23 protein-coding genes are annotated in these 23,574 nt (G+C 72.9%); 13 read left to right on the plus strand and 10 right to left on the minus strand.

The window, feature by feature from the left end:
• The first annotated feature begins 219 nt into the window (after positions 1–219).
• Positions 220–960: a hypothetical protein gene (locus tag ACGF3J_RS06770; protein ID WP_161331884.1), complete on the plus strand. Its 741-nt coding sequence runs from the start codon at positions 220–222 to the stop codon at positions 958–960.
• Between the two features lie 29 nt (positions 961–989).
• Here ACGF3J_RS06770 and ACGF3J_RS06775 read toward each other — a convergent pair whose 3' ends face one another.
• Positions 990–1,499, minus strand: a complete 510-nt coding sequence (locus ACGF3J_RS06775) for a hypothetical protein (protein ID WP_161331883.1) — start codon at positions 1,497–1,499, stop codon at positions 990–992.
• Positions 1,500–1,532: 33 nt separating this feature from the next.
• Positions 1,533–2,648, minus strand: coding sequence for a magnesium and cobalt transport protein CorA (locus ACGF3J_RS06780; RefSeq protein WP_161331882.1), 1,116 nt, complete (start codon positions 2,646–2,648; stop codon positions 1,533–1,535).
• Positions 2,649–3,172: 524 nt separating this feature from the next.
• Here ACGF3J_RS06780 and ACGF3J_RS06785 point away from each other — a divergent pair.
• A complete protein-coding gene (locus ACGF3J_RS06785; protein ID WP_161331881.1) occupies positions 3,173–3,769 on the plus strand; it encodes a suppressor of fused domain protein in 597 nt (198 codons plus the stop codon).
• 30 nt (positions 3,770–3,799) lie between these two features.
• Here the strand turns inward: ACGF3J_RS06785 and ACGF3J_RS06790 are convergent, their stop codons facing one another.
• Positions 3,800–5,023: an MFS transporter gene (locus ACGF3J_RS06790; RefSeq protein ID WP_393853572.1), complete on the minus strand. Its 1,224-nt coding sequence runs from the start codon at positions 5,021–5,023 to the stop codon at positions 3,800–3,802.
• A 170-nt stretch (positions 5,024–5,193) separates the two neighbouring features.
• Between ACGF3J_RS06790 and ACGF3J_RS06795 the strand changes: the two genes are divergently transcribed.
• From ACGF3J_RS06795 to ACGF3J_RS06805, 3 genes are all read left to right on the plus strand, one after another.
• The gene (locus tag ACGF3J_RS06795; RefSeq protein WP_125492214.1) at positions 5,194–5,835 is read left to right on the plus strand and encodes a DUF6758 family protein; all 642 of its coding nucleotides are present in this window, start codon (positions 5,194–5,196) and stop codon (positions 5,833–5,835) included.
• A 153-nt stretch (positions 5,836–5,988) separates the two neighbouring features.
• The gene (locus tag ACGF3J_RS06800; RefSeq protein ID WP_161331879.1) at positions 5,989–6,846 is read left to right on the plus strand and encodes a PHP domain-containing protein; all 858 of its coding nucleotides are present in this window, start codon (positions 5,989–5,991) and stop codon (positions 6,844–6,846) included.
• Between the two features lie 61 nt (positions 6,847–6,907).
• Positions 6,908–7,513 carry a MarC family protein gene (locus ACGF3J_RS06805; RefSeq protein WP_122616094.1) on the plus strand — a complete coding sequence of 202 codons (606 nt, stop codon included), beginning with the start codon at positions 6,908–6,910 and terminating at the stop codon, positions 7,511–7,513.
• A gap of 87 nt (positions 7,514–7,600) precedes the next feature.
• Here the strand turns inward: ACGF3J_RS06805 and ACGF3J_RS06810 are convergent, their stop codons facing one another.
• Positions 7,601–7,753, minus strand: a complete 153-nt coding sequence (locus ACGF3J_RS06810; RefSeq protein ID WP_087807363.1) for a hypothetical protein — start codon at positions 7,751–7,753, stop codon at positions 7,601–7,603.
• Between the two features lie 244 nt (positions 7,754–7,997).
• Between ACGF3J_RS06810 and ACGF3J_RS06815 the strand changes: the two genes are divergently transcribed.
• Complete coding sequence (locus ACGF3J_RS06815; RefSeq protein ID WP_161331878.1) at positions 7,998–8,891, plus strand: NYN domain-containing protein; 894 nt, start codon at positions 7,998–8,000, stop codon at positions 8,889–8,891.
• Here ACGF3J_RS06815 and ACGF3J_RS06820 read toward each other — a convergent pair.
• A complete protein-coding gene (locus tag ACGF3J_RS06820) occupies positions 8,888–9,784 on the minus strand; it encodes an alpha/beta fold hydrolase (protein ID WP_393853573.1) in 897 nt (298 codons plus the stop codon). The genes ACGF3J_RS06815 and ACGF3J_RS06820 overlap by 4 nt on opposite strands.
• A 97-nt stretch (positions 9,785–9,881) precedes the next feature.
• On the minus strand, positions 9,882–12,395 hold the full coding sequence (locus tag ACGF3J_RS06825; RefSeq protein ID WP_393853574.1) for a DEAD/DEAH box helicase: 2,514 nt from the start codon (positions 12,393–12,395) through the stop codon (positions 9,882–9,884).
• Positions 12,396–12,888: 493 nt separating this feature from the next.
• Here ACGF3J_RS06825 and ACGF3J_RS06830 point away from each other — a divergent pair, with 493 nt between their 5' ends.
• Complete coding sequence (locus tag ACGF3J_RS06830; RefSeq protein ID WP_161328106.1) at positions 12,889–13,662, plus strand: ferritin-like fold-containing protein; 774 nt, start codon at positions 12,889–12,891, stop codon at positions 13,660–13,662.
• 41 nt (positions 13,663–13,703) lie between these two features.
• On the opposite strand, the gene ACGF3J_RS06835 is transcribed toward ACGF3J_RS06830, so the two are convergent.
• From ACGF3J_RS06835 to ACGF3J_RS06850, 4 genes are all read right to left on the minus strand, one after another.
• The gene (locus ACGF3J_RS06835) at positions 13,704–13,973 is read right to left on the minus strand and encodes a hypothetical protein (RefSeq protein WP_393853575.1); all 270 of its coding nucleotides are present in this window, start codon (positions 13,971–13,973) and stop codon (positions 13,704–13,706) included.
• Positions 13,974–14,182: 209 nt separating this feature from the next.
• Positions 14,183–14,410, minus strand: a complete 228-nt coding sequence (locus ACGF3J_RS06840; protein ID WP_125492221.1) for a DUF3107 domain-containing protein — start codon at positions 14,408–14,410, stop codon at positions 14,183–14,185.
• Positions 14,411–14,579: 169 nt separating this feature from the next.
• A complete protein-coding gene (locus ACGF3J_RS06845) occupies positions 14,580–15,221 on the minus strand; it encodes a TetR/AcrR family transcriptional regulator (protein WP_161328108.1) in 642 nt (213 codons plus the stop codon).
• Between the two features lie 178 nt (positions 15,222–15,399).
• Positions 15,400–15,621: a hypothetical protein gene (locus tag ACGF3J_RS06850; protein WP_161328109.1), complete on the minus strand. Its 222-nt coding sequence runs from the start codon at positions 15,619–15,621 to the stop codon at positions 15,400–15,402.
• Between the two features lie 227 nt (positions 15,622–15,848).
• Here ACGF3J_RS06850 and ACGF3J_RS06855 point away from each other — a divergent pair, with 227 nt between their 5' ends.
• The 6 genes from ACGF3J_RS06855 (at position 15,849) to ACGF3J_RS06880 (ending at position 23,545) form a co-directional block, all read left to right on the plus strand.
• Complete coding sequence (locus ACGF3J_RS06855) at positions 15,849–16,883, plus strand: alpha/beta fold hydrolase (protein WP_393853576.1); 1,035 nt, start codon at positions 15,849–15,851, stop codon at positions 16,881–16,883.
• Between the two features lie 8 nt (positions 16,884–16,891).
• On the plus strand, positions 16,892–18,454 hold the full coding sequence (locus ACGF3J_RS06860) for a DUF3152 domain-containing protein (protein WP_393853577.1): 1,563 nt from the start codon (positions 16,892–16,894) through the stop codon (positions 18,452–18,454).
• A gap of 211 nt (positions 18,455–18,665) precedes the next feature.
• Positions 18,666–20,384 (plus strand): DUF3492 domain-containing protein, encoded by a 1,719-nt coding sequence (locus ACGF3J_RS06865; RefSeq protein ID WP_393853578.1) that lies wholly within the window; start codon positions 18,666–18,668, stop codon positions 20,382–20,384.
• Complete coding sequence (locus tag ACGF3J_RS06870) at positions 20,381–21,649, plus strand: hypothetical protein (protein WP_393853579.1); 1,269 nt, start codon at positions 20,381–20,383, stop codon at positions 21,647–21,649. The genes ACGF3J_RS06865 and ACGF3J_RS06870 overlap by 4 nt, the downstream gene beginning before the upstream one ends.
• A gap of 100 nt (positions 21,650–21,749) precedes the next feature.
• Positions 21,750–22,808 (plus strand): NAD-dependent epimerase/dehydratase family protein, encoded by a 1,059-nt coding sequence (locus ACGF3J_RS06875; protein WP_161331529.1) that lies wholly within the window; start codon positions 21,750–21,752, stop codon positions 22,806–22,808.
• Positions 22,796–23,545: a spherulation-specific family 4 protein gene (locus ACGF3J_RS06880; protein ID WP_161331530.1), complete on the plus strand. Its 750-nt coding sequence runs from the start codon at positions 22,796–22,798 to the stop codon at positions 23,543–23,545. The genes ACGF3J_RS06875 and ACGF3J_RS06880 overlap by 13 nt, the downstream gene beginning before the upstream one ends.
• Positions 23,546–23,574 lie beyond the last annotated feature (29 nt).

Genomic DNA, 23,574 nt, shown 5'->3' on the forward strand with positions numbered 1-23,574 from the left:
CGGCTGATTCGTACGGTGTCTCTTTTCCGAATTGCCCGCTCGGACGGGCTTCAGGCTAGCCCGTCCCGATCGGCAGCGCCCTGGCGGCCGGTCCGGACGGACTGACTCCGTTCGCCCTCCGGGGCCCCGGTACGCTGCGGTACGCCGCCCGGGCGGTCAGCCCGCCACCGGCGTCCCGTCCGCGTCGTGTCAGCCCCTGTCAGAAAGGCAGTTCCACCTGTGTCTGTGACTCCCCGGCGCCGTGTCCGCAGGGCCGCTCTCAAGGGCGTGGTGTGTGCCCTGGCCGCGGTGACGGGCGCGGGGCTGACGGGATGCGGCGGCGAGGACCCGGACGCGGGGACCAACGGCCTCGGGAAGCTTCCGGCCGACACGATCCAGACCAAGTCCCGCGCGGTCGCCCAGTCCGCCGAGGCGGTGCGCCTGCACGGCTCCGTGGCCGCCGGCGGGAGCACGTACCGCCTCGACATGCGGCTGAAGGCCGACGGAGGCACCGGCTCGGTCGCCGCCGAGGGGACGACGTTCGGGCTGCTGCGCGTCGGGGAGCAGCTCTTCCTCAAGGCCGACGCCGGGTTCTGGAGCCACGACGGCGGTGACGCCAAGGCCGCCGAGAAGCTGGCCGGCAAGTACGTGAAGGTGCCGCAGGGCGACCCCGTGTACAAGAAGTTCAGCGGCTTCACGGACAAGGACGTCCTCCTCGGAGGTCTGCTGACGCTGCACGGCGCGGTCAAGACCGACGGCCGACACGAGCAGGCGGGCATCCGCACCATCCGGATCACCGGCGACGACGGCGCCGGCGGCTCGCTCGACGTCTCCCTGGAGGGCGCGCCGTACCCGCTGCGGCTGGTGCGTGCGGGCAGCGCGGGCACGCTGAGCTTCTCGGACTGGAACAAGGACTTCGCACTCAAGGAGCCACCGAAGGACGACACCCTGGACTACGGCAAACAGCTGCCGTCGTCCTAGGGCCGGACAGGTCACGGGGCTGTGCGGCCCTACCGGCGGCGCCGCTTCAGCAGCAGGCGGGGGAGTCCGGCCGGTGCCGGGTTCCGGGTGGTCGCCGAGGTCGGCAGGGGCGGCTCGGACAGCGCGCCGTCGGGCAGCGGGGCCGTGGTCCCGGTCGGTTCCAGCCGGAGCACCCGGCACTCGCGGGCCCAGCGGTCGGTCATCGCCTCGCCGTCGGGGGCGTTGAGGCGCTTGCCCTTGAGGTCGGCGACCGCGGCCTGCCATGCCTCGGAACCGGACGGCAGCTCCACGACCCGGGCCGCCCAGGTGACCAGCCGGCCGCCCTTGTCCTTGCTGCGCACTGTCACCTCGGCCGCGGCCCCGTCCGTCAGCCCCGGCAGCGGCTGCTCGCCGGGCCCGTCGCCGACGACGCAGGCCGCGCCCTCGTGCCAGACGTGCCACAGCGCGCGGGCGGGCACCCCGGGGCCCTTGGCCCAGATGAGGCCGGACTTCTTCGTGGCCTCCTCGACGAGGGCCTGGTCGAGCAGCTCGCGTGTCATGCGGTCAGCCTATCCAGCGCCCGTGGGCCCCTCTCAGAGCCAGCCGTTGCGCTTGAGCGTGCGGTGGATGCCCAGGCAGAGGACGACGGTGACGGACAGGACCAGCGGATACCCGAACTTCCAGTGGGTCTCCGGCATGTAGTCGAAGTTCATCCCGTACACCCCGCACACCATCGTCGGTACGGCGATGATCGCCGCCCACGAGGTGATCTTGCGCATGTCCTCGTTCTGCGCGACGGACGCCTGGGCGAGGTTGGCCTGGAGGATGGAGTTCAGCAACTCGTCGAAGCCCACGACCTGTTCCTGCACCCGGGCCACGTGGTCGGCGACGTCCCGGAAGTACTTCTGGATCTCGGGGTCGATCAGCCGCATCGGCCGCTCGCTCAGCAGCAGCATGGGGCGCAGCAGCGGCGCCACCGCACGCTTGAACTCCAGCACCTCGCGCTTGAGTTGGTAGATCCGGCCGGCGTCCGTGCCGCGCGGGCTGCCCTTGCGGCCCGGCGAGAACACCTCCGTCTCGACCTCGTCGATGTCGTCCTGCACCGCGTCGGCGACCGCGATGTAGCCGTCCACGACGTGGTCGGCGATGGCGTGCAGCACCGCGGAGGGGCCCTTGAGCAGCAGCTCGGGGTCCTCCTGGAGCCGGTGCCGCAGCGCCCGCAGCGAGCCCTTGCCGCCGTGCCGGACGGTGATGAAGAAGTCCCGCCCGGTGAAGCACATGACCTCGCCGGTCTCCACGACCTCGCTGCTGGCGGTCAGCTCGTCGTGGTCGACGTAGTGGATGGTCTTGAAGACCGTGAACAGGGAGTCGTCGTACCGCTCCAGCTTGGGCCGCTGGTGGGCCTGGACGGCGTCCTCCACGGCCAGCGGGTGCAGCCCGAACTCCCGGGCGATGCCGGCGAACTCGTCCTCGGTGGGCTCGTGCAGACCGATCCACACGAAGCCGCCGTCGCGGCGCACCTGGCGCATCGCCGTGTGCGGGGTCAGCGGCGTGTCCGTCTCGACGCGGGCACCGTCGCGGTAGACGGCGCAGTCGACGACGGCGGACGGGTTCCCCGGGTCGCGGGTGGTGTCGTAGGCGCCGTTGTCCTTGCGCAGAGAGACGCGGGACGGGCGGACCGCGGCGCGCAGGTCACGGATCATCGACATGGCAGGCTCCTTCGCGACGGGCAGCGAACGGGGCCGGAGACGGGTGGAACCGCCCGGAATGGGGACGTCCTGGTTACGCGTGCTCGGCGCGTCCACAAAGCGGGGGGCACCGCACCGTCGCGGTGGCCGGCTTCGCTGCTGATTCAGCTGCTGACACGGATCGACGCGAGGGGCGTCGATGGATCGGATCAGGCACTACGAGACGAAGTGCTCTTCCGCGTGGAGGGCGCGCGGACGGAAAGCGGCAGCGGCAGGAACCGGAACAGCTGCGTCAGAGGCCGGAAGAGCGGGTGGTACTGCACGGTCGACTTCGGTCCATGCCGCCCACCTCCTCCGGCCGGTCCCTCGTGAGGGACGATCCATACCCCTTGTTTGGAGGGGTTCCCCGTAGGGGAGTCTTCATAGCGTCGGGTGCTTGATCGCGATGCGCTGAGCGCTGCCCCGAACCGCTGGCCCAGAGTACCAGTCACCCAAGGTGTCAAGGCGCCGCTTTGCCGGTTCACGACGAGTTCTATGCTCGCCGCATGGCTGATGTTCTTCCTCTGGTGGAGGCCCGGTTGCGCAGCGCGCTGGGCGAACCGGACGCACGCGCGGCGGTCACCTTCCTCGGCACCGACCGCATCGAGGTGCTGCGCTTCCCCGCCGCGGGCCAGGAGGGCGACATCGTCCGCTACGCCACCCTCGGCATGTCGGCGCAGCCCATGGCGGATCCGACGGCCCCGCTCGCCGACCCGGTCAAGGGGCCCCGCGCCGAGCTGGTGCTCTCCGTCCGGGCCGGTGTGGCCGACACCGGCAAGGTGCTGCGGCCGCTCGCCGTGCTGGCGGCCTCCCCGCAGGTCGAGGGCGTGATCGTGGCGCCGGGCGCCTCGCTGGACGTGGGGGAGGCGCTGTGGCCCGGGGCGCCGTTCACCTCGGTGCTGGTCGCCGAGCCGGGCGGCCTGGTCGAGGACCTGGAGCTGGACGCCCCGCTGGACCCCGTGCGGTTCCTGCCGCTGCTGCCGATGACGCCGAACGAGGCGGCCTGGAAGCGCGTGCACGGCGCGCAGGCCCTCCAGGAGCGCTGGCTGACGCACGGGACGGACCTGCGCGATCCGTCCCGCAGGTCCGTCCCGCTGGAGTGACGGAACTCACCAAGTGAGCCTCCCTGCTCCTCAGTTGGCGAAGACGGTGACGCTGTCCTCGGTGGCGTGCCCGGTCTCCAGCTCCTCGGCCTCGTGGGTGAGCGCCCTGCGCCGTACGAGGACCACGACCGCGCCCAGCACGGCGGTGACGGCCGCCACCACGAACGGGATGTGGATGTCCGTCCACTCCTCGATCTTCGGCGCGAAGTAGGGCGCGGCCGCCGCCGCGAACCAGCGCACGAAGTTGTACCCGGCGCTCGCCACCGGCCGCGGCGCGTCCGACACCCCGAGGGCCAGCTCGGTGTAGACGGTGTTGTTCACGCCGATGAACGCGCCGGACAGGATCGTGCAGACGATCGCGGCGGTGTGGTTGCCGTAGCCGAGGACCAGTACGTCGGCCGCGAGCAGCACCAGCGAGCCGCCCAGCACCTTCAGCGAGCCGAACCGCTTCTGCATCCGCGGCGCCACGAGGACCGAGAAGACGGCGAGCAGCACACCCCAGGCGAAGAAGACCGCGCCGGACTTGTACGGGGTCATGTTCAGCACGAACGGGGTGAAGGCCAGCACCGTGAAGAACGTGTAGTTGTAGAAGAAGGCCGAGACCGCCGCGGAGGCGAGGCCGCCGTGGCCGAGCGCCCTGATCGGGTCGAGCAGTGAGGTCTTGCGGGCCGGCTTCGGCTGTTCCTTGAGGAACACGGTGATGCACAGGAAGCCGATCGCCATCAGGAAGGCCGTGCCGAAGAACGGGTAGCGCCAGCTGGCGTCGCCTAGCAGCGCGCCGAGCAGCGGGCCGCACGCCATGCCGAGGCCGAGCGCGGACTCGTAGAGCAGGATCGCCGCCGCGCTGCCCCCGGCCGCGGCGCCGACGATGACGGCGAGGGCGGTCGAGACGAACAGCGCGTTGCCCAGGCCCCAGCCGGCCCGGTAGCCGACGAGCTGGCCGACCGTGTCGGAGGTGCCCGCGAGGCCCGCGAAGACCACGACGAAGGCCAGGCCGAGCAGCAGGGTCTTGCGTCCGCCGATGCGGCTGGAGACGAAGCCGGTGACCAGCATCGCGAGCGCGGTGATGAGGAAGTACGAGGTGAACAGCAGGGAGACCTGGCCGGCGCTCGCGTCCAGGCCCTTCGCGATGGACGGCAGGATCGGGTCGACGAGCCCGATGCCCATGAAGGCCACGACGGAGGCGCCGGCCGTCGCCCACACCGCCTTGGGCTGTCGCAGGATGCCGCCCGCACCCGCGTCGAAGGGGTCCATGCCAGTGCTCCAATGCCGACGAGATGGTTGGTATTTACACATACTAAGTTAGCTCCGCTAATTAATGCAACGTACACCTAATCTCGCGGGTGCAAGCCGGGGTGCGGGCTTCCGTCCGGATGGGTGATCGTCCTTGACGTGGGGGAGCGAGGGTAGGACCGTGGGGCTGTATGAGGGGCGAACCCAGTTGCCCGAAGTGTGGTGGCCGGGTCAGGGCTCCCGGTCTCTTCGCCGATTCCTGGCAGTGCGACCTGCACGGCACCGTGCATCCGCTCCAGCCCGTGCTCCCGCCCAGCGTCGAGGCGCTCGGTGTCGTGGTGCACCGCACCCAGGTGCCGGTCTGGATGCCCTGGCCGCTGCCGGTCGGCTGGCTGTTCACGGGGGTGGCCTGCGCGGGTGACGACCGCACCGGTGGCCGCGCGACCGCGGTGGCCTGTTCCGGACCGGGACCGCTCGGCGGCATCGGTGAGCTGATCCTGATCGCCGAGGAACTCGGTGTCGGTCTGGGTGCGCGCTACGCCGGTCTCGACGCCCCCGACCCGGGGCCGTACATGAACGTGGAGAAACCGCCCCAGGCCAAGGTCCTGGCCGCCGGCCGCCCGACCCCCCTCTGGCACGTCTCGGGCGGACCCGTCGACCGCGCGGTCTTCGCCGGGGAGGCCCTGGGCATGTGGCTGTGGGCCGTCGTCTGGCCCGAGCGTTCGGGGCTGCTGATGTACGAGGAACTGGTGCTGACCGACCTGCGGGACGCGGGCGCCGAGATCGACCTGGTGCCGTGCGGGGCCCTGTCGCCTCGGCTGATCCAGCCCTAGCCGCCTTGGCGCGGGTGTGCTGTAGGGGGCGCAGGGCGGCTGCGGGTGTGACAGGGCCGGGTGCGGCACCGGTTATCCTTGAGCGTCCCCTTCTTGTCCTTTCCTGTCCTTGAGTCTCCCCATTCCGTCCGGTCACCGTTTGGAGTCAGCGTCGTGCGCATCGATCTGCACACCCACTCCACCGCGTCCGACGGCACGGACACCCCGGCCCAGCTGGTGCGCAAGGCCGCCACGGCCGGTCTCGACGTCGTCGCGCTGACCGACCACGACACCACCCGCGGCCACGCCGAGGCCCTCGCCGCGCTGCCCGAGGGGCTGACCCTGGTCACCGGGGCCGAGCTCTCCTGCCGGCTCGACGGCGTCAGCATGCACATGCTGGCCTACCTCTTCGACCCCGAGGAGCCCGCCCTGCTCGCCGAGCGCGAGCTGGTCCGGGACGACCGCGTGCCGCGGGCCCGTGGCATGGTCGCGAAGCTCAACGGCCTGGGCGTGCCCGTCACCTGGGAGCAGGTCGCGCGCATCGCCGGCGACGGCTCGGTCGGGCGGCCGCACGTGGCCACCGCGCTGGTGGAACTCGGCGTGGTGCCGACGGTGGGCGACGCCTTCACGGCGGACTGGCTGGCCGACGGCGGCCGGGCCTTCGTCGAGAAGCACGAGACCGACCCCTTCGAGGCGCTCCGGCTGATCAAGGGCGCCGGCGGGGTCGCCGTCTTCGCCCACCCGGCCGCCGTCAAGCGGGGCCGTACCGTGCCGGAGTCCGCGATCGCCGACCTGGCCGCCGCCGGGCTCGACGGCATCGAGGTCGACCACATGGACCACGACGCGGACACCCGGGCACGGCTGCGCGGGGTCGCGAAGGAGCTGGGGCTCCTGACGACCGGCTCCAGCGACTACCACGGCAGCCGGAAGACCTGCGTGCTCGGCCAGTACACGACCGACCCCGAGGTGTACGGGGAAATCACACGACGGGCGTTCGGGGCGTTCCCCGTGCCGGGGGCCGGCGGGGCCTGAGCCTTACCTCCCGCGCACCTTCCCCTCTCCCGTCCTCTCTCGCAAGGCCAGTAGCTCACCCATGTTCGACCTCGCCGTCTTCGGCTCCCTCTTCCTGACCCTGTTCGTCATCATGGATCCCCCGGGGATCACCCCGATCTTCCTCGCGCTGACCTCCGGGCGCCCCGCCAAGGTGCAGCGGCGGATGGCCCTCCAGGCGGTCTGCGTCGCCGGTGGCGTGATCACCGTGTTCGGTCTGCTCGGGCACCAGATCCTGGACTACCTGCACGTGTCCGTGCCCGCCCTGATGATCGCGGGCGGGCTGCTGCTCCTGCTGATCGCCCTCGACCTGCTCACCGGCAAGACGGACGAGCCCAAGCAGACCAAGGACGTCAACGTGGCGCTGGTGCCACTGGGCATGCCGCTGCTCGCCGGGCCCGGGGCGATCGTGTCGGTCATCCTCGCCGTGCAGAAGGCGGACGGGGTGACCGGCCAGGTCTCGGTGTGGGCGGCGATCCTCGCCATCCACGTGGTGCTGTGGCTGGTGATGCGGTACTCGCTGCTGATCATCCGCGTCATCAAGGACGGCGGTGTGGTCCTGGTGACCCGGCTCGCGGGCATGATGCTCTCCGCGATCGCGGTCCAGCAGATCATCAACGGTGTCACGCAGGTGATCCAGGGCGCCTGACCGCGGTCCCGGACGCCCACCCGACACGCACGGGGCCCCCGTACGGCGTTCCGTACGGGGGCCCCGGGTGTGTGTGAAGGGTCCGCGCTACAAGGCCGAGGGTTCGGCGGGGCGGATCCACAGGCGCTGTCCGATGGCGGCGGCCTGCTGGACGATCCGGTTTACGGAGGCGGCGTCCACGACAGTCGTGTCGACGGGGGTCCCGTCGACGTCGTCGAGTCGCATGACTTCAAAGCGCATGGCCTCTCCCTTGATCTGGTCATCCTCCTGAGGAGAACTACTGGTGTGGCTCCTGGGTCGTCGGTGCCCGGGCTTCCACAGGAGTCAACGGGATGCCCGATGCAAACATTCCCTACGCTAAGGAAATTTTTCGAACGACTAATTACTGACAGGTAAGCGGCTTGTTGCAGTGCGACCAGTGTCCGTTACAAGACTGACGGGGACCAGTTGTGTTCGTAGCGTGACCGCCGGGACAATGGAGGCGATGAACGCCGACCTCGCGTCCTTGAACGCTCGTATCGACCGCACCAACGAGCTGCTGCTGCGCATGCTCGCCGAGGTGGCGAAGACACCCTCGACCCACGCGATCTTCGTCGACGCCGGATATCTGTACGCGGCGGCGGGGCGGCTGGTGACCGGGACCGAGGACCGCCGGGCCTTCGACCTGGACGCCGAGGGGCTGATCGAGGCGCTCATCGACAAGGCGCGCACCATCTTCGCGGACAGCCGCCTGCTCCGCGTCTACTGGTACGACGGCGCCCGCCGCCGCATCCACACCGCCGAGCAGCAGTCCATTGCCGAACTGCCGGACGTCAAGGTGCGCCTGGGCAACCTCAACGCCAACAACCAGCAGAAGGGCGTCGACTCCCTCATCCGCTCCGACCTGGAGTCCCTCGCCCGGTACCGCGCCATCAGCGACGCGGCGCTGCTCGGCGGCGACGAGGACCTGGTCTCCGCGGTCGAGGCGGCGCAGGGGTACGGCGCCCGCGTCCACCTGTGGGGCATCGAGGCCCCCGACGGCCGCAACCAGGCCGACCCGCTGCTCTGGGAGGTCGACAGCCAGCGCACCTTCGACCTGGAGTTCTTCAAGCCGTACGTCTCCCGGCGCGCGGCCCAGGCCTTCGACGCGACGGGCACCCGGCCGGCCCGCGAGGACGTCCGTTTCGTCGGCGCGCAGATCGCGGCGAAGTGGCTCGCCGCCCGCGGTCGCGACACCCTGCTGGAACTCCTCCCCGGCCACCCCTACCTCCCCGGCTCGGTCGACCAGGACCTGCTGGTGGAGGCCGAGGGCCTGCTCCAGTACTCGCTGCGCGGCCAGGCCGATCTGAGACGGGCCCTGCGGGACGGCTTCTGGGAGCACCTGCGGGCGCAGTACTAGGGTCCGGCCTCCGCGGACTGCTGGGGGACGCCGTCCCAGAAGTCGGCGAGCGCGCGGGCGGTCGGCAGCGGCTGATCGGTGTTGGGGGAATGCTCGGCGCCGACGATCACGGTCCGGCGCGCGTCCAGGCGTACGGCCATCTCGTCCAGGAGGGGTACGGGCCAGGTGTCGTCGTAGGCGCCGGACAGCACGTGGTACGGCAGCGCCAGTGCGGCCAGCTCGGCGACCCGGTCCGGCTCCGTGCACAACTGCCGTCCCGTGGCGCGCAGTTGGGCGGGTCTGGTACCCAGCCAGCGCTCGCGCAGCCGCACCGGGTCCTCCGGGCCGTGGGCGGGGGCCGGGGCGCCGACCTCCTCGGGCGGCCCCATGGCCTGCATCACCTGCCAGACCTCGGCCATCGTCATGGTGTCCAGCGCGTCCCGCAGCAGCTTCACCCGCAGCCGCTGGGACTCGGAGATCCGCGCCGGACCCGAGGAGACCAGCGTGAGGGAGACGAAGGGGGCGTGGTCGAGCAGGACGGCGGCCCGCGCGATCTGGCCGCCGAGGGAGTGCCCGACGAGATGGACGCGCGTCCCGAGAGCGGCGACCTGCGCGAGCACGTCCCGGGCCAGCTCGGGGCGCGCGTAGCCGGCCTCGTCGTCCTCGGGGCCGTCCGACTCGTACTGCCCCCGTCCGTCGACGGCGACCGTACGGTACCCGCGCGCCCCCAGCGGTGCGTGCAGCAGCGTGAAGTCCTCCTTGCTGCCGGTGAACCCGGGCAGCATCAGGACCGTTCCCCGCGTCGCCACCCCGTCTGCCACGGGCGAGTCGACGACGGCGAACTCACCGCGCGCGGTGGACATCCGGTACGCGCGGGCGCCCGGCGGTGGACTGAAGGCGGCGTTCCTGCTCACGGGCAGAGGCTATCGGTCGATGGCGCGCGGGAACGCCGTCGGCCCGGCCCCGCCTGGGTGGCGGGACCGGGCCGACGTCCGGGTTGCGCGGTGCGGATCAGCTCTCGCCGGACTCCGCGGGCTGCGTGGCGGCCGCGGCCGCCTTACGGGTGCGGCGAGCCTTCGGCTTCGCCTCGTCCGGCGCCTCAACGGCCTGTGCCGGGATACCGGCGGCGGCCTCGGCCGGCTCCGCGGCCTGGGTGGCCTTGCGGGTGCGGCGGCGGGGCTTGGCCTCGGTGCCTTCGGCGGTGTCCGTGACGGCCTCCGCCTTGGCGGCGGCGGTCTTGCGGGTGCGGCGGGGCTTGGTCTCTACCGCTTCCTCGGCGGCCACCACGGGCTCGGCGGTGGCGGCCTTGCGGGTGCGGCGGCGGGGCTTGGTCTCCGTGCCCTCCGCGGTGTCGGCGACGGCCTCCGCCTTGGCGGCGGCCGTCTTCCGGGTGCGCCGGGGCTTGGCCTCGACCGCTTCCGTCTCCGGCGCCGTCTGTGCCGGGATACCGGCGGCGGCCTCGGCCGGCTCCGCGGCCTGGGTGGCCTTGCGGGTGCGGCGGCGGGGCTTGGCCTCGGTGCCTTCGGCGGTGTCGGCGACAGCCTCCGCCTTGGTGGCGGCCGTCTTGCGCGTGCGGCGGGGCTTGGCCTCGGCGGTCTCCGGGGCCTGGGTGGCCTCGGTCGCCTCGGCCGGCTCCGCGGCCTGGGTGGCCTTGCGGGTGCGGCGGCGGGGCTTGGTCTCCGTGCCCTCGGCGGTGTCGGCGACAGCCTCCGCCTTGGTGGCGACCGCTTCCGCCTTGGTGACGGCCTCCGCCTTCGGGGCGGCCGCCTTGCGGGTGCGGCGCGGCTTGGTCTCCACAGGGGCCTCGACGACCGGTGCCTCGACGACCGGTGCCTCGACGACCGGTGCCTCGACGACCGCCGTGGCCGTGGCCGCCGGCTCGGTCGCGGGCGTGGTCGCCGACGGAGCGGCCGGCGCCTCGGCCGACTTGCGGGTACGGCGGCGACGCGGCTTGGCCGGGGTCTCCACGACCTCCGCGGCCTGAGCCACGTCGGTCACCTCGGAGACCGCGACCGCGCTGTCCTCGGCGGCCTGCGCGACCGGGGCGTCGGCGGTGCCGGTCTGCACCGGACGTCGCGACGGCTCACCGCCACGCGTACGCCGGCGGCGGCGCAGCGTACGGGGCGCACCGGCCTCGTCCGTGCCCGTGGCGCCGTCGGCACCGCCGGTCACGGCCTCGGTCGCGGCGCTCGCGGAGGTGTCCGCGTCCACCGGAGCCCCGCCGCGCATCCGGCGGCGGCGACGCGGCGTCTCACGCGGGGAACGCTCGCGCTCGGCGGAGCGGGACTCGTCCCGGCCGCCACGGCCACCGCGGGTACGGCCACCGCGGCCGCCCGGCTCGCCCAGGTCCTCCAGCACCTCGGCGTCGAGCCCGGCGCGGGTGCGCTCCGAGCGCGGCAGCACACCCTTGGTGCCCGCGGGGATGCCGAGGTCGGTGTACAGGTGCGGGGAGGTGGAGTACGTCTCCGGCGGGTCGTTGAAGCCCAGGTCCAGCGCCTTGTTGATCAGCTGCCAGCGGGGGATGTCGTCCCAGTCGACCAGCGTGATCGCCGTACCCTTGGCGCCCGCGCGGCCGGTGCGGCCGATGCGGTGCAGGTACGTCTTCTCCTCTTCCGGCGACTGGTAGTTGATGACGTGCGTCACGCCCTCGACGTCGATGCCGCGGGCGGCCACGTCGGTGCAGACGAGCACGTCGACCTTGCCGTTGCGGAAGGCGCGCAGGGCCTGCTCGCGGGCGCCCTGGCCGAGGTCGCCGTGGACCGCGCCGGAGGCGAAGCCGCGCTGCTTGAGCTGGTCGGCCAGATCGGCCGCCGTGCGCTTGGTGCGGCAGAAGACCATGGCCAGTCCCCGGCCGTCGGCCTGCAGTATGCGCGCCACCATCTCGGGCTTGTCCATGTTGTGCGCGCGGTAGATGAACTGCTTCGTGTTCGCGACCGTCGCGCCCGCGTCGTCCGGCGAGGTGGCGCGGATGTGCGTGGGCTGCGACATGTAGCGGCGGGCGAGTCCGATGACCGCGCCCGGCATGGTCGCCGAGAACAGCATGGTCTGGCGCCGCGTCGGCAGCATGTTGATGATCTTCTCGACGTCGGGCAGGAAGCCCAGGTCGAGCATCTCGTCGGCCTCGTCGAGGACCAGGCACTTGACGTGCTTCAGGCTGAGCTTCTTCTGGCCCGCGAGGTCCAGCAGGCGGCCCGGGGTGCCGACGATCACGTCGACGCCCTTCTTCAGGGCCTCGACCTGCGGCTCGTAGGCCCGGCCGCCGTAGATCGCGGTGACGCGCACGTTGCGGACCTTGCCGGCGGTCAGGAGGTCGTTGGTGACCTGCTGGCACAGCTCGCGCGTCGGGACGACGACGAGGGCCTGCGGGGCGTCGGTCAGGGCCTCGGGCGCGGCACGGCCGGCCTCGATGTCCGCGGGGACGGTGACGCGCTCGAGGAGCGGAAGGCCGAAGCCCAGCGTCTTGCCGGTGCCGGTCTTGGCCTGGCCGATGACGTCCGTGCCCGACAGGGCCACGGGGAGCGTCATCTCCTGGATGGGGAAGGGGTTGATGATGCCGACGGCTTCGAGGGCTTCGGCGGTCTCGGGGAGGATCCCGAGGGATCGGAACGTCGTAGTCAGGGTGCTGCCTCTTCTGTGTACGTGGTGCGAGGCGAGCGCGCGGGTCTTGACGGATCGTGTCGGGGACGTCGGCTGCCCGTACGGGTGAGCCGTAGGACACGGGACCTCTGTCGACGCTCCAGCGCTCGTACCACTGAGGGTCCCCCTCCGGATTCCGTACGCAGCGTGGCGTACGGCAGGGAGGGCTGTCGGGTCGGAGCCGATCGGGCCACCGACCGGGCATCCTCATGCGTGCGGCCCGACGACGATGTCACGTACCCGTACGTCACATACTCGGCAGGCGCATTACCACCATACCCCGGATTCGCGCACATGCGATGGCCGGATTGGTCACGTAGTCGTCGTCACACTGACTGACCAGGGCCTTACCGTTCTCGAAGAGCGGGCTATTGTGCGCTGCATGACGAGCTCTGACAAGCCTGGCACCGCCGCAGACGCCCCCGCCGAAACCACCGGAGCAGCCGAGACCGGCGGAGCCACCGCGGTGGCCTCCCGGGACTGGGCGTCGGCCGCCGCCGACCCGCAGTACCGCGCCGCCGTCGTGGACCTGCTCGGCGCGCTCGCGTACGGCGAGCTGGCGGCGTTCGAGCGGCTGGCGGAGGACGCCAAGCTGGCGCCCACGCTGGCGGACAAGGCGGAGCTGGCGAAGATGGCCTCGGCGGAGTTCCACCACTTCGAGCGGCTGCGTGACCGGCTCGCGGAGATCGGCGAGGAGCCGACCGCGGCGATGGAGCCGTTCGTGGCCGCCTACGACGGCTTCCACAAGCAGACGGACCCTTCGGACTGGCTGGAGGGACTCGTCAAGGCCTACGTCGGCGACTCCATCGCCAGTGACTTCTACCGCGAGGTCGCGGCCCGCCTCGACGCGGACACCCGTGAGCTGGTGCTGGCCGTGCTCGACGACACCGGGCACGCCGGTTTCGCCGTGGAGAAGGTCCGTGCGGCGATCGACGCCGACCCGCGCGTGGGCGGACGGCTCGCGCTGTGGGCGCGGCGGCTGATGGGCGAGGCCCTCTCGCAGTCCCAGCGGGTGGTGGCCGACCGGGACGCGCTGTCGACCATGCTCGTGGGCGGTGTCGCGGACGGCTTCGACCTGGCCGAGGTCGGCCGGATGTTCTCCCGGATCACCGAGGCGCACACCAAGCGGATGGCGGCGCTGGGCCTGGCGGCCTGACCGCTGTCGGCTCGGGCCCGCCCCGGAGCCTCGGCGGCCGGTCAGGCGGTCGCCGAGCTGCGGTGGAGTCGTCCCGCGGGGCGCAGCAGCAGCGACAGCGAGGCCGCGGAGAGCGCGGCCGAGCCCAGGAGCACCAGCAGCAGGCTGCCGGCGCCCAGCGCGGTGTGCGTGACGAACGCCCCGAAGAGCGCTCCGGCGATGCCCGTCGGCAGGACCAGGACCCGGGCCGGGAGGCGGTGCGGCAGGCGATGGACGGCCGCCCATGCCAGGGCGAGTCCGAGGATCGCGGCGCTGAGCGCTTCCAAGAGCATGTCGGGGTCCCTCCCACACGGCCGGCGTGCCCGAACGGTCACAGCCGTCTTACCCCTGACCTGCGGAATACAACCCTCCCCCTGTGGGTGAACTGTGCTCCGGCCGTGTACGGGAAGACTCCGTCGACTCCGCGGAAACGGGAGGGGCCCGGCGGTGACACGCACCGCCGGGCCCCTCCCGCGACTTCGTCCGTCGTCCCGCTTTCGGGCTACAGAGCGCCGAAGCCCACCTTGCGCGGGGACGGCTCGCCGATCTCGACGTAGGCGAGCCGGTCGGCCGGCACCAGGACCTTGCGGCCGTGTTCGTCCACGAGGCTCAGCAGCTGCGACTTGCCGGCCAGTGCCTCGGCCACCACACTCTCGACTTCCTCGGCACTCTGACCGCTCTCCAGAACGATCTCGCGGGGCGCGTGCTGCACGCCGATCTTGACCTCCACGGCTATGTCCCTCCGACGGTCAGTGAAGTGCGCGATCTTCCGCGCCGTACCCAGCACACATTAGCCCGGTGAGGGGACGTACACGGTGCGTCGGAGAACGCCAGGAGCGAACAGCGGGTGGGAACAGACCCGCCGCGCGCCCCTCGTACCGCGACCGACAGTGCTGCTGTCAGTGCTGCTCGATGCCGTGCAGCGGGAAGCCGGCGATGCCGCGCCAGGCCAGCGAGGTCAGCAGCTGCACCGCCTGGTCGCGCGGCACGCTGCGGTCGCTGTGCAGCCAGGAGCGGGCCACCACCTGGGCGAGGCCGCCGAGACCGGAGGCCAGCAGCATCGACTCGGCGCGCGACAGGCCGGTGTCCTCGGCGATCACCTCGCAGATCGCCTCGGCGCACTCGTTCGTGACCTTGTCGACGCGCTCGCGCACGGCGGGCTCGTTGGTCAGGTCCGACTCGAAGACCAGGCGGAAGGCGCCGCCGTCGTCCTCGACGTACGCGAAGTACGCGTCCATCGTGGCCCGGACGCGCTGCTTGTTGTCGGTCGTCGAGGCGAGCGCGCTCCGCACGGACTGGATCAGCGCCTCGCAGTGCTGGTCCAGCAGGGCGAGGTAGAGGTCGAGCTTGCCCGGGAAGTGCTGGTAGAGCACGGGCTTGCTGACGCCGGCCCGCTCGGCGATGTCGTCCATCGCGGCCGCGTGGTAGCCCTGGGCCACGAACACTTCCTGTGCGGCGCCCAGCAGCTGGTTGCGTCGGGCTCGGCGGGGAAGGCGTGTGCCCCGCGGGCGTACCGCCTCTGTCTGCTCGATGGCTGTCACGCCGCCTCCCATAGTCGTCCTCGTGCGGTGTGCGCCGCGTCGTCATCGTACTTTTCGGTAACCGTGGTGTGTGTGCTGCGAGCGCAGAATTTCACGGACCGGACGGTGCCGAAAGCCGCACAACAGGTTTCAAAAGGGGCCAGGCCGGGCAGGAATGCGCCTTCCTTCCGTTCGACGCTCAGCGGTAGTCGTCCTCGCCGCTGGAGACGACCCGGGCCTGTTCGGCCAGGTCGGCCTCGTTGGCGCGGTCGGTGTCGGCGCCGGTGAGCGGGTCGTCGTGCTCGGGCGCGAGGTCCGCCTGCTGCTCGGCCGCGTCGGCGTCGGGTGCCTCGACATCGATTTCCTCGGGGTCCGGTGTCTCGGCGTCGAAGGTCTCGGGATCGGTCGGGTCGACGGTCATGATGGGCTCCCTTCGTACGAACGTCCCCGCGGACGCGGGGGCCACATGCGGGTGCCCACCCCACGAGCCTAGGAGACACCCGATCCGGACGCCATGCGTCGCGCACGTTCCGGTCCCGTCCGCTCGTCCCGTTCACCCGACCCGTTCGCCGGTCGGGTGCCCGGCTCTGCGCCGCCTGTGACTGCCGACACACGAGGTGCGGCGTGATCGTCTCGTAACATTGCCGCATGCCTTCGACCGAGCCGTACTCCGAGCCGCCCACCGCGCCGCCCGCGAACGTGCTGCCGAAGGTCGGATCCGTCAAGGTCGCCGACGGCGAGCGGCTACGGTCGGTCCACCTGCCCGGCATGTCCCTGACGGTGCGCTCCAGGCGACCGCTCCGCGACGGCCTGCCGCCCGCCCTGTACGTCCACGGCCTCGGTGGCTCCTCCCAGAACTGGTCGGCGCTGATGCCGCTGCTGGACGGTGTCGTCGAGAGCGAGGCGCTCGACCTGCCCGGCTTCGGCGACTCCCCGCCGCCGGACGACGGCGACTACTCGATCACCGGCCACGCCCGCGCGGTCGTCCGGCACATCGACGCGTCCGGGCGCGGCCCGGTGCACCTCTTCGGCAACTCGCTCGGCGGCGCCGTCGCCACGCGGGTCGCCGCGGCCCGGCCCGACCTGGTGCGCACGCTGACCTTGATCTCGCCCGCGCTGCCCGAGATCCGCGTGCAGCGCAGCGCCGTGCCCACGGGGCTGCTGGCCCTGCCGGGGGTGGTGGCGCTCTTCTCGCGCCTCACCCGGGAGTGGACCGCGGAGCAGCGGGTTCGCGGGGTGACGGCGCTCTGCTACGGGGATCCGGGTCGGGTGTCGCCGGAGGGCTTCCGCAACGCCGTCGAGGAGATGGAGCGGAGGCTGCGGCTGCCGTACTTCTGGGACGCGATGGGGCGTTCCACCCGCGGGATCGTGAACGCGTACACGGTGGGTGGCCAGCACGGTCTGTGGCGACAGGCCGAACGGGTTCTCGCACCGACCCTGCTGGTCTACGGTGGACGCGACCAACTCGTCGGCTACCGCATGGCCCGGCGGGCCGTCCGCGCCTTCCGTGACTCCCGGCTGCTGACCCTGCCGGACGCGGGTCACGTGGCGATGATGGAATACCCGGAGACCGTGGCCACGGCCTTCCGCGAACTCCTCGCGGACACCGAGCGGCCGGCGGTCGGCGAGCGGACCGACGGGATCGTCGACGACGAACCCGCCAACCAGAGCACAGGAGGCTGAGGCGCGACGTGGGACGCCACAGCCGCCGTGGACCCGCCCCGAAGGCCGACGCCGCGGACACCGCCAAGGCACGGGGTGGGCCCCGCGGCCCCCAGAGCGGGCCCCAGGGACGCCAGGTCCCGGGGCGAGGTATCGATCCACGGTTCCCGGACGGTACGCCCGCCCATGGTTATCCGACGCTTCCGGGCGGCGGCGGACCGGCGCGCGGTTTCCCGGGTGCGCAGGGCGCCCCGGGGGGTACGCCGGCGTACGGGGGCCCGCGGTTCGCCGAGGGCACTCCGGCGCACGGGGTGCCAGGGTTCCCCGACGGCACGCCCGCCCATGGGATGCCACGCTTTCCCGACGGCACGCCCGCGCACGGCGTCCCGAGGTTTTCCGACGGCACTCCCGCGCAGGGGGTGCCGCGGGTTCGGGGCGGTCACCCCGAGCAGCGTGAAGCGGGCGGCGGCTGGGGCGAGTTGAACGGCGGGGCAGCGGCTCCCGACCGGTTCACCCGGCCGGGTCCGTCCCTCCCACGGCAGCGGCAGGCGCCTCAGGGCGGGCCGCGCCAGGACTACCTGGACGCCTTCACCGAGGACGACGACGTCTTCGCCGCCCGCTCTCCGCGCCGTACCCCCGCCCCCGCGCCGTCCGCCGACCCGTACGCCTCCGTCACCGACTGGAGCGCGGACGGCGGCGGCCGCCTCGGCGCGGACGCGGGACCGGGCGTGGACGGCGGCGACGACGGCGCCCCGCCCACGGGCGCGCCCGCGCCGGCCAAGGGCGGCAAGGGCAGGGCCTTCACCGGCATCGCGGCGGCCGCCGTCACCACCGTGCTCGCGGTGGTCGTCGCCGGCCAGGTCGCCGACGGGGCGGACGGAGACGGCGGTACGCGGTCGCAGTCGGCCGCCGGCCAGGCCCGCGACGCCCACGACCCGGCGTCCCGCGACGACGAACGGCCGACACCCTCCGCGCCCGAGGCCGCCGCACCCCTGACGTACGAGCAGAAGCTCGGCAAGAGGTACCCGCTCAGCCCCGAGCTCAAGGCGTCGGGGAAGTTCGACGCGATCCCCGGCATCGCCAAGGCGCCCGGCAAGGGACAGAAGTACACCTACCGTGTGGACGTCGAACAGGGGCTCGGCCTCGACGGCGACCTCTTCGCGGAGGCCGTGCAGAAGACTCTCAACGACGAGCGGAGCTGGGCCCACGACGGCGCCCGCACCTTCGAGCGCATCCACTCCGGACAGCCCGACTTCGTGATCACGCTGGCCAGCCCCGGCACCACCGCCGACTGGTGCGCCAAGTCCGGCCTGGACACGACCGAGGACAACGTCTCCTGCGACTCCGCCGCCACCGAACGCGTGATGATCAACGCCTACCGGTGGGCACAGGGCGCGGAGCCCTACGGTGACGCGATGCTCGCGTACCGCCAGATGCTGATCAACCACGAGGTCGGCCACCGCCTCGGCTACAACCACGTCACCTGCGACAAGGACGGCGAACTCGCCCCGGTCATGCAGCAGCAGACCAAGTTCGTCGACCACGACGGGATCGACTGCCGCCCCAACGCCTGGGCCTTCCCGAAGGGCTGACCGGGCTTGGCCGAGGTGTCACGCGCGGTGACCCCTTGATCTCTTAGCGCGACGGAACGCGCCCCGCACGGGAAAGTTACGACCGTTCACCCCTTCTGGTGGCGCGACGGACAACCGTCCATCGCGCCACCGCCTTGTCCGCATACGTTCGTCCCGCTGCGAGCCGCCGGGCCAACGGCGGCTCCCCAGACGGGAGATCGGGGGTGCGCGCGTGCGCATCGGACTGCTTACGGAGGGTGGCTATCCGTATGTGAGCGGTGAGGCCGGACTCTGGTGCGACCGGCTCGTGCGCGGGCTGGCCCGGCACGAGTTCGACGTCTACGCGCTCAGCCGCAGCGAGCACCAGGAGTCCGAGGGGTGGGTGCCGCTGCCGCCGCAGGTCAGCCGGGTGCGCACCGCCTCGCCGTGGGAGGCCGAGGACGACGGGATCGTGCTCGGGCGACGCGCGCGCCGGCGCTTCGCCGACTGCTACGGCGACTTCGCCACGGCCCTGTGCACGGCCGCACCCGGAGATCCGTCCGGGGTCTCGGCGGAGGCGTCGGCCCTGGAGGCGGACCGTTTCGCCAGCGCGCTGTACGGCCTCGCCGAACTCGCCCGCGACGAGGGCGGGCTGCCCGCCGCGCTCCGGTCCGACATCGCCGTGCGCGCCCTGGAACGCGCCTGTCGCGCGCCCGGCGCCCACCGCTCCGCACGCGAGGCGCGCGTCCCCGATCTGCTCGCCGTCGCCGCGCGCCTCGAACGCGCCCTGCGCCCCCTGTCGCTCGACTGGTACGAGGACGACGGCCTCGGCGCCGTGGACCTGTGCCACGCGGCCTCCGGCGGCCCGGCCGCCCTGCCCGGTCTGCTCGCCCGCCATTTCCACGACGTGCCGCTGCTGGTGACCGAGTACGGGGTCCGGCTGCGCTCCCACTACCTCACGGAACCCGACGCCCCGCCGTCCACACGGACCCTGCTGGCCGCGTTCCACGGGCGGCTGGCCGCCGAGACCTACCGGCGCGCGGCCGTGATCACCCCCGGCAACACGCACGCCCGCCGCTGGCAGGAACGCTGCGGTGCGGACCGTGCCAAGCTCCGCACGGTCCACCCGGGCATGGACGCCGCGCCCTTCGCCGAGGCGGGGGAGTCGCCGGAGTGCGCCGATCCGCAGACCCTCGTCTGGGTCGGCCGCGTGGAGCCGGCGAAGGACCTGGTCTCGCTGCTGCACGCCTTCGCGGAGATCCGCAGGGCCGAGCCCGGGGCGCGCCTGCGGGTCGTCGGTACGCCGTCCGGCCCCGAGGGCGCCGCCTACCTCGCCCACTGCAAGGGCCTGGCCGCGCAGCTCTTCCCCGACGAGGCCGACGGTCCGCACGCCGTCGGCCGCAACCCGGTCTCCTTCGAGGAGACCGGCGGACCGGAACTGCCGTCCCGCGCCGACGCGTACGCCTCCGCCGCCCTGGTGGTGCTCTCCAGCGTCGTCGAGGGCTTCCCGGCCGGGCTGGTCGAGGCCATGTTCTGCGGTCGCGCGACGGTGTCCACGGACGTCGGCGCGGTGGTGGAGGCCATCGGCGGCACCGGACTCGTCGTGCCCCCGCGCAATCCGCGGGCGCTCGCCGAGGCGTGCGTCGCCCTGCTGCGCGACCCCGAGCGCCGCGAGCGCCTCGGAGCCGCCGCGCGCGCCCGCGCACTGGAGCTGTTCACCGTCGAACAGAACGTCGCGGCATTTCACGGCATTTACCTGGAGATCCTCTCGCGCACACCGGTACGGCGCGTCCTCCTCGACGACATGGGCGCACCGCTGCCGTTCGGCGTACCGGCCGAGGCCCACGTCCCGGGCCGGTGGGCCGACCCCGCGGCCCGGATCGCCGTCCGCGGCGGCCCCGGCTGGGCGACGGACACACCCGTCGCGGCCACGACCCCCGTCTCCGCCGCGCCCGAGGGAGCGTCCCGATGAGCGGCCTCGGCGAACTCGACCGGCCCGAGACGCCCCGCAGCCCGGGGGCATGGGACGAACGCTCACGCCGGTCCCTGACGGACGTCGGCGGCGATGAGGGTGGGACGGACGAGAGCGGGAGCCGTGGCGCGGGCACGACGGCGTCCTCGCGGGACCGGCAGTCGCCCACCCGCGCCCGCCGGTCCAACGCGGACCCTGTGAAGGCCCTGATGCACCGTCACCGCGAACTGTGCGAACGCGCCGTGGACCCGCTGGAGATCGCGGCCGGTCTGGAGGCGCACGGCGTCACCGACCGGACAGCCGCACGCTTCCGGCACCGGGACGTCTTCTCCCTCGCGGAGGAGATGTACGCCCGCGTCCCGCGCGACGACGACCCGGCGCCGCGCCCCGCGGACCCGTCGGCCCCGAGGATCGGCGCGGCCTGGCTCGTGCTCGCCCTGCTGCCCGGCGTCCTGTGCGCCGCCGCAGTGGCCGGCCTGCGCCTCACCGACGGGAGGCCACGCCTGATCGCGGCCGCAGTCGGCGCGCTCGCCGTCACGCTGGCGCTGCGCGCGGCACTGCGCCGGGGGCCGCTGAGCGCCGCCACCCGCACCACCGGTACCTGGACCTGCTGGCTGGTCGGCTACGCCCTCCTCGGCGACGGACTCCTGCGCACCGCCCTCGCCGGCGGCCCCGACGCCCTGCCGGACGGCACGGCCGACGGGGCGTGGCCCCTCACCGCCGCCCCCGTCGTGGCGCTCGCGCTGTCCTGCGCGCCCGCCGCGGTCAGCGCCCACCTCTTCGCCGTGCGCGCCCGGCGCAAACTGACGTCCAGTCGCGGCCTCGCCGACTTCTCCGCCTCCGTACGCCCCCTCCTGCTCGGCACGTTCGCCCTGTACTTGGGCGCTCTGACGGCCCTGCTCACGCTGACCGGCGCGGTCCTGGACGAGCCCGCGGCCCACCCTCAGGCCCTCGCCCTGGGCGCGCTGCTGCTGCTCGCCCGGCTGCTCACCGTGCACGGCCACGCCCACTCCGCCACGCTCGTCCTCACCGCCACGGCCGCCGCCGAGGGAGCCGCCCTGGCCACGCTCTTCGCCGGCCGCCTCCCCGGCTGTGACTTCCTGGCCGTCCCCGTGGAGGCCTTGGTGGCCGTCTGCGGCCCGGCCGGTGTGCCCACGGCGGCCTGCGGCGTCGGCGCGCTGACCCTCCTGGTGCACGCGTCCCGTCGCCTGACCAGGGCGTCCGCCCACGCCCATGCCGACGCAGCGACGGGGCGGCCGGAATGAGCGCCTCCCGGGCAGCCCTCCACACGTCCGCAAACACCCCCTGAAGGAGCCCTCAGATGACCACCTCCCGACCCGACGCCTCGGCACCGGGAGCCGCCCGATGAGAGTCCTGCTGATCGGAGCCAACGGCTACATCGGACGCTTCGTCGCCGACCGTCTCCTCGCCGACCCGGCCGTCCAGCTCACCGCTCTCGGCCGCGGTGACGACGCCGACGTCCGCTTCGACCTCGCCACCGGCAGCCCCGGCGCCCTCACCCGCTTCCTGGACGCGGTCCACCCCGGCGTCGTCGTCAACTGCGCCGGCGCCACCCGGGGCGGCGCCCGCGAACTCACCCGGCACAACACCGTCGCCGTCGCCACCGTCTGCGAGGCCCTGCGCCGCAGCGGGTGCGGCGCCCGGCTGGTGCAGGTCGGCTGCAGCGCGGAGTACGGGCCCAGCCAGCCCGGCTCCTCCACCGCCGAGGACGCCGTGCCCCGCCCCGGCGGCCCCTACGGCGTGAGCAAACTCGCCGCGACCGAGCTGGTCCTCGGCTCCGGCCTGGACGCCGTCGTCCTCCGCGTCTTCTCACCCGCGGGACCCGGCACCCCCGCGGGCTCCCCGCTGGGCCGCCTCGCCGAGGCCATGCGCCGCGCGATGCAGTCCGGCGACGGTGAGCTGCGGCTCGGCGGACTCGGTGCCCAGCGCGACTTCATCGACGTCCGCGACGTGGCCCGCGCCGTGCACGCCGCCTCGCTCTCCGCCGCCCAGGGCGTCATCAACATCGGCTCCGGCCGCGCCGTCCGCCTGCGCGACGCCGCCGCCACCCTCGCCCGCGTGGCCGGCTACGGCGGCGCCCTGCACGAACTCGACGGTCCGCCCGGCGCGCTGCGGCCCACCATCGGTCATCCCCGCACCGAATCCGCCGGGCACCGCGTCGACGCCCTGGGCCACCACCGCGCCGACGCCCTCGGCCACCACCGTCCGGAACCCCTCGGGCACCGCGGCGACCGCGCCGACACCGAGCACGCCGCGCCGGTCGCCTACCCCTATCCGGACGGCTGCGGCAGCTGGCAGCAGGCCGACGTGCGCACCGCGCGCGACCGGCTCGGCTGGCGGCCCCGGATCGGTCTCGAAGAGTCCCTCGCGGACATCTGGATGGAGGCGGCATGTCGTATCTGACCAGCACGAGGACAGGCGCCGCGAGCACCGGCATACGCACCGGCCTCGGCGTCCCCGGGCTGGCCCACCCCCTCGTCGCCCCCGACGAGTGGGCCGGCCTCACCTGCCCCGGCACACCCCTGCACTGGGTCGTCCTCAACATCGCCGACGGCCCCGGCGCCCACCCCGATCCGCGCTGCCTGGAGGCCGCCGGCCGCCTGCGCAACGCGGGCGTCCGCGTCCTCGGCCACATCGACGCCGCGTACGGGGCACGAAGCCTCGGCGATCAGATCTCCGAGGCCCATCGGTATCTCGACTGGTACCAGGTCGACGGCTTCCTCCTCGACCGCTGCCCGTCCGAGCGGGCCGCCCTTCCCGAGGTCCGCCGCACCGTCGGAACCCTCCGCGTGATCCGTGACGACGCTCACATCGTCCTCGGCCACGGCACCCACCCCCACCCCGGCTACGCCGAGAACGCCGACCAACTCGTCACCTTCTCCGGCACCTGGGCCGACTACCGCTGGTCGCAGGCGGCCGAGTGGAGCGCCGACTACCCGCCCGAGCGCTTCTGCCACTTCGTCCACGGCGTCCCGCGCGGGCACCTGGAGGAGGCGCTGCGCATCGCCCGCTGGCAGGGTGCCGCGACGATCTACTTCACCGATCGCACGGACCTGGGCGGCCGGGTGGACCCCTGGGAGACGATGCCCGGCTACTGGGACGAAATCGTCTCGCGGGTCGGGACGGGTGTCTCGGAATGAAAAAGGCCATGGCAGTGTTACTGGCAGAG

The organism is Streptomyces sp. NPDC048171 (assembly GCF_043202655.1).
Classification (GTDB): domain Bacteria; phylum Actinomycetota; class Actinomycetes; order Streptomycetales; family Streptomycetaceae; genus Streptomyces.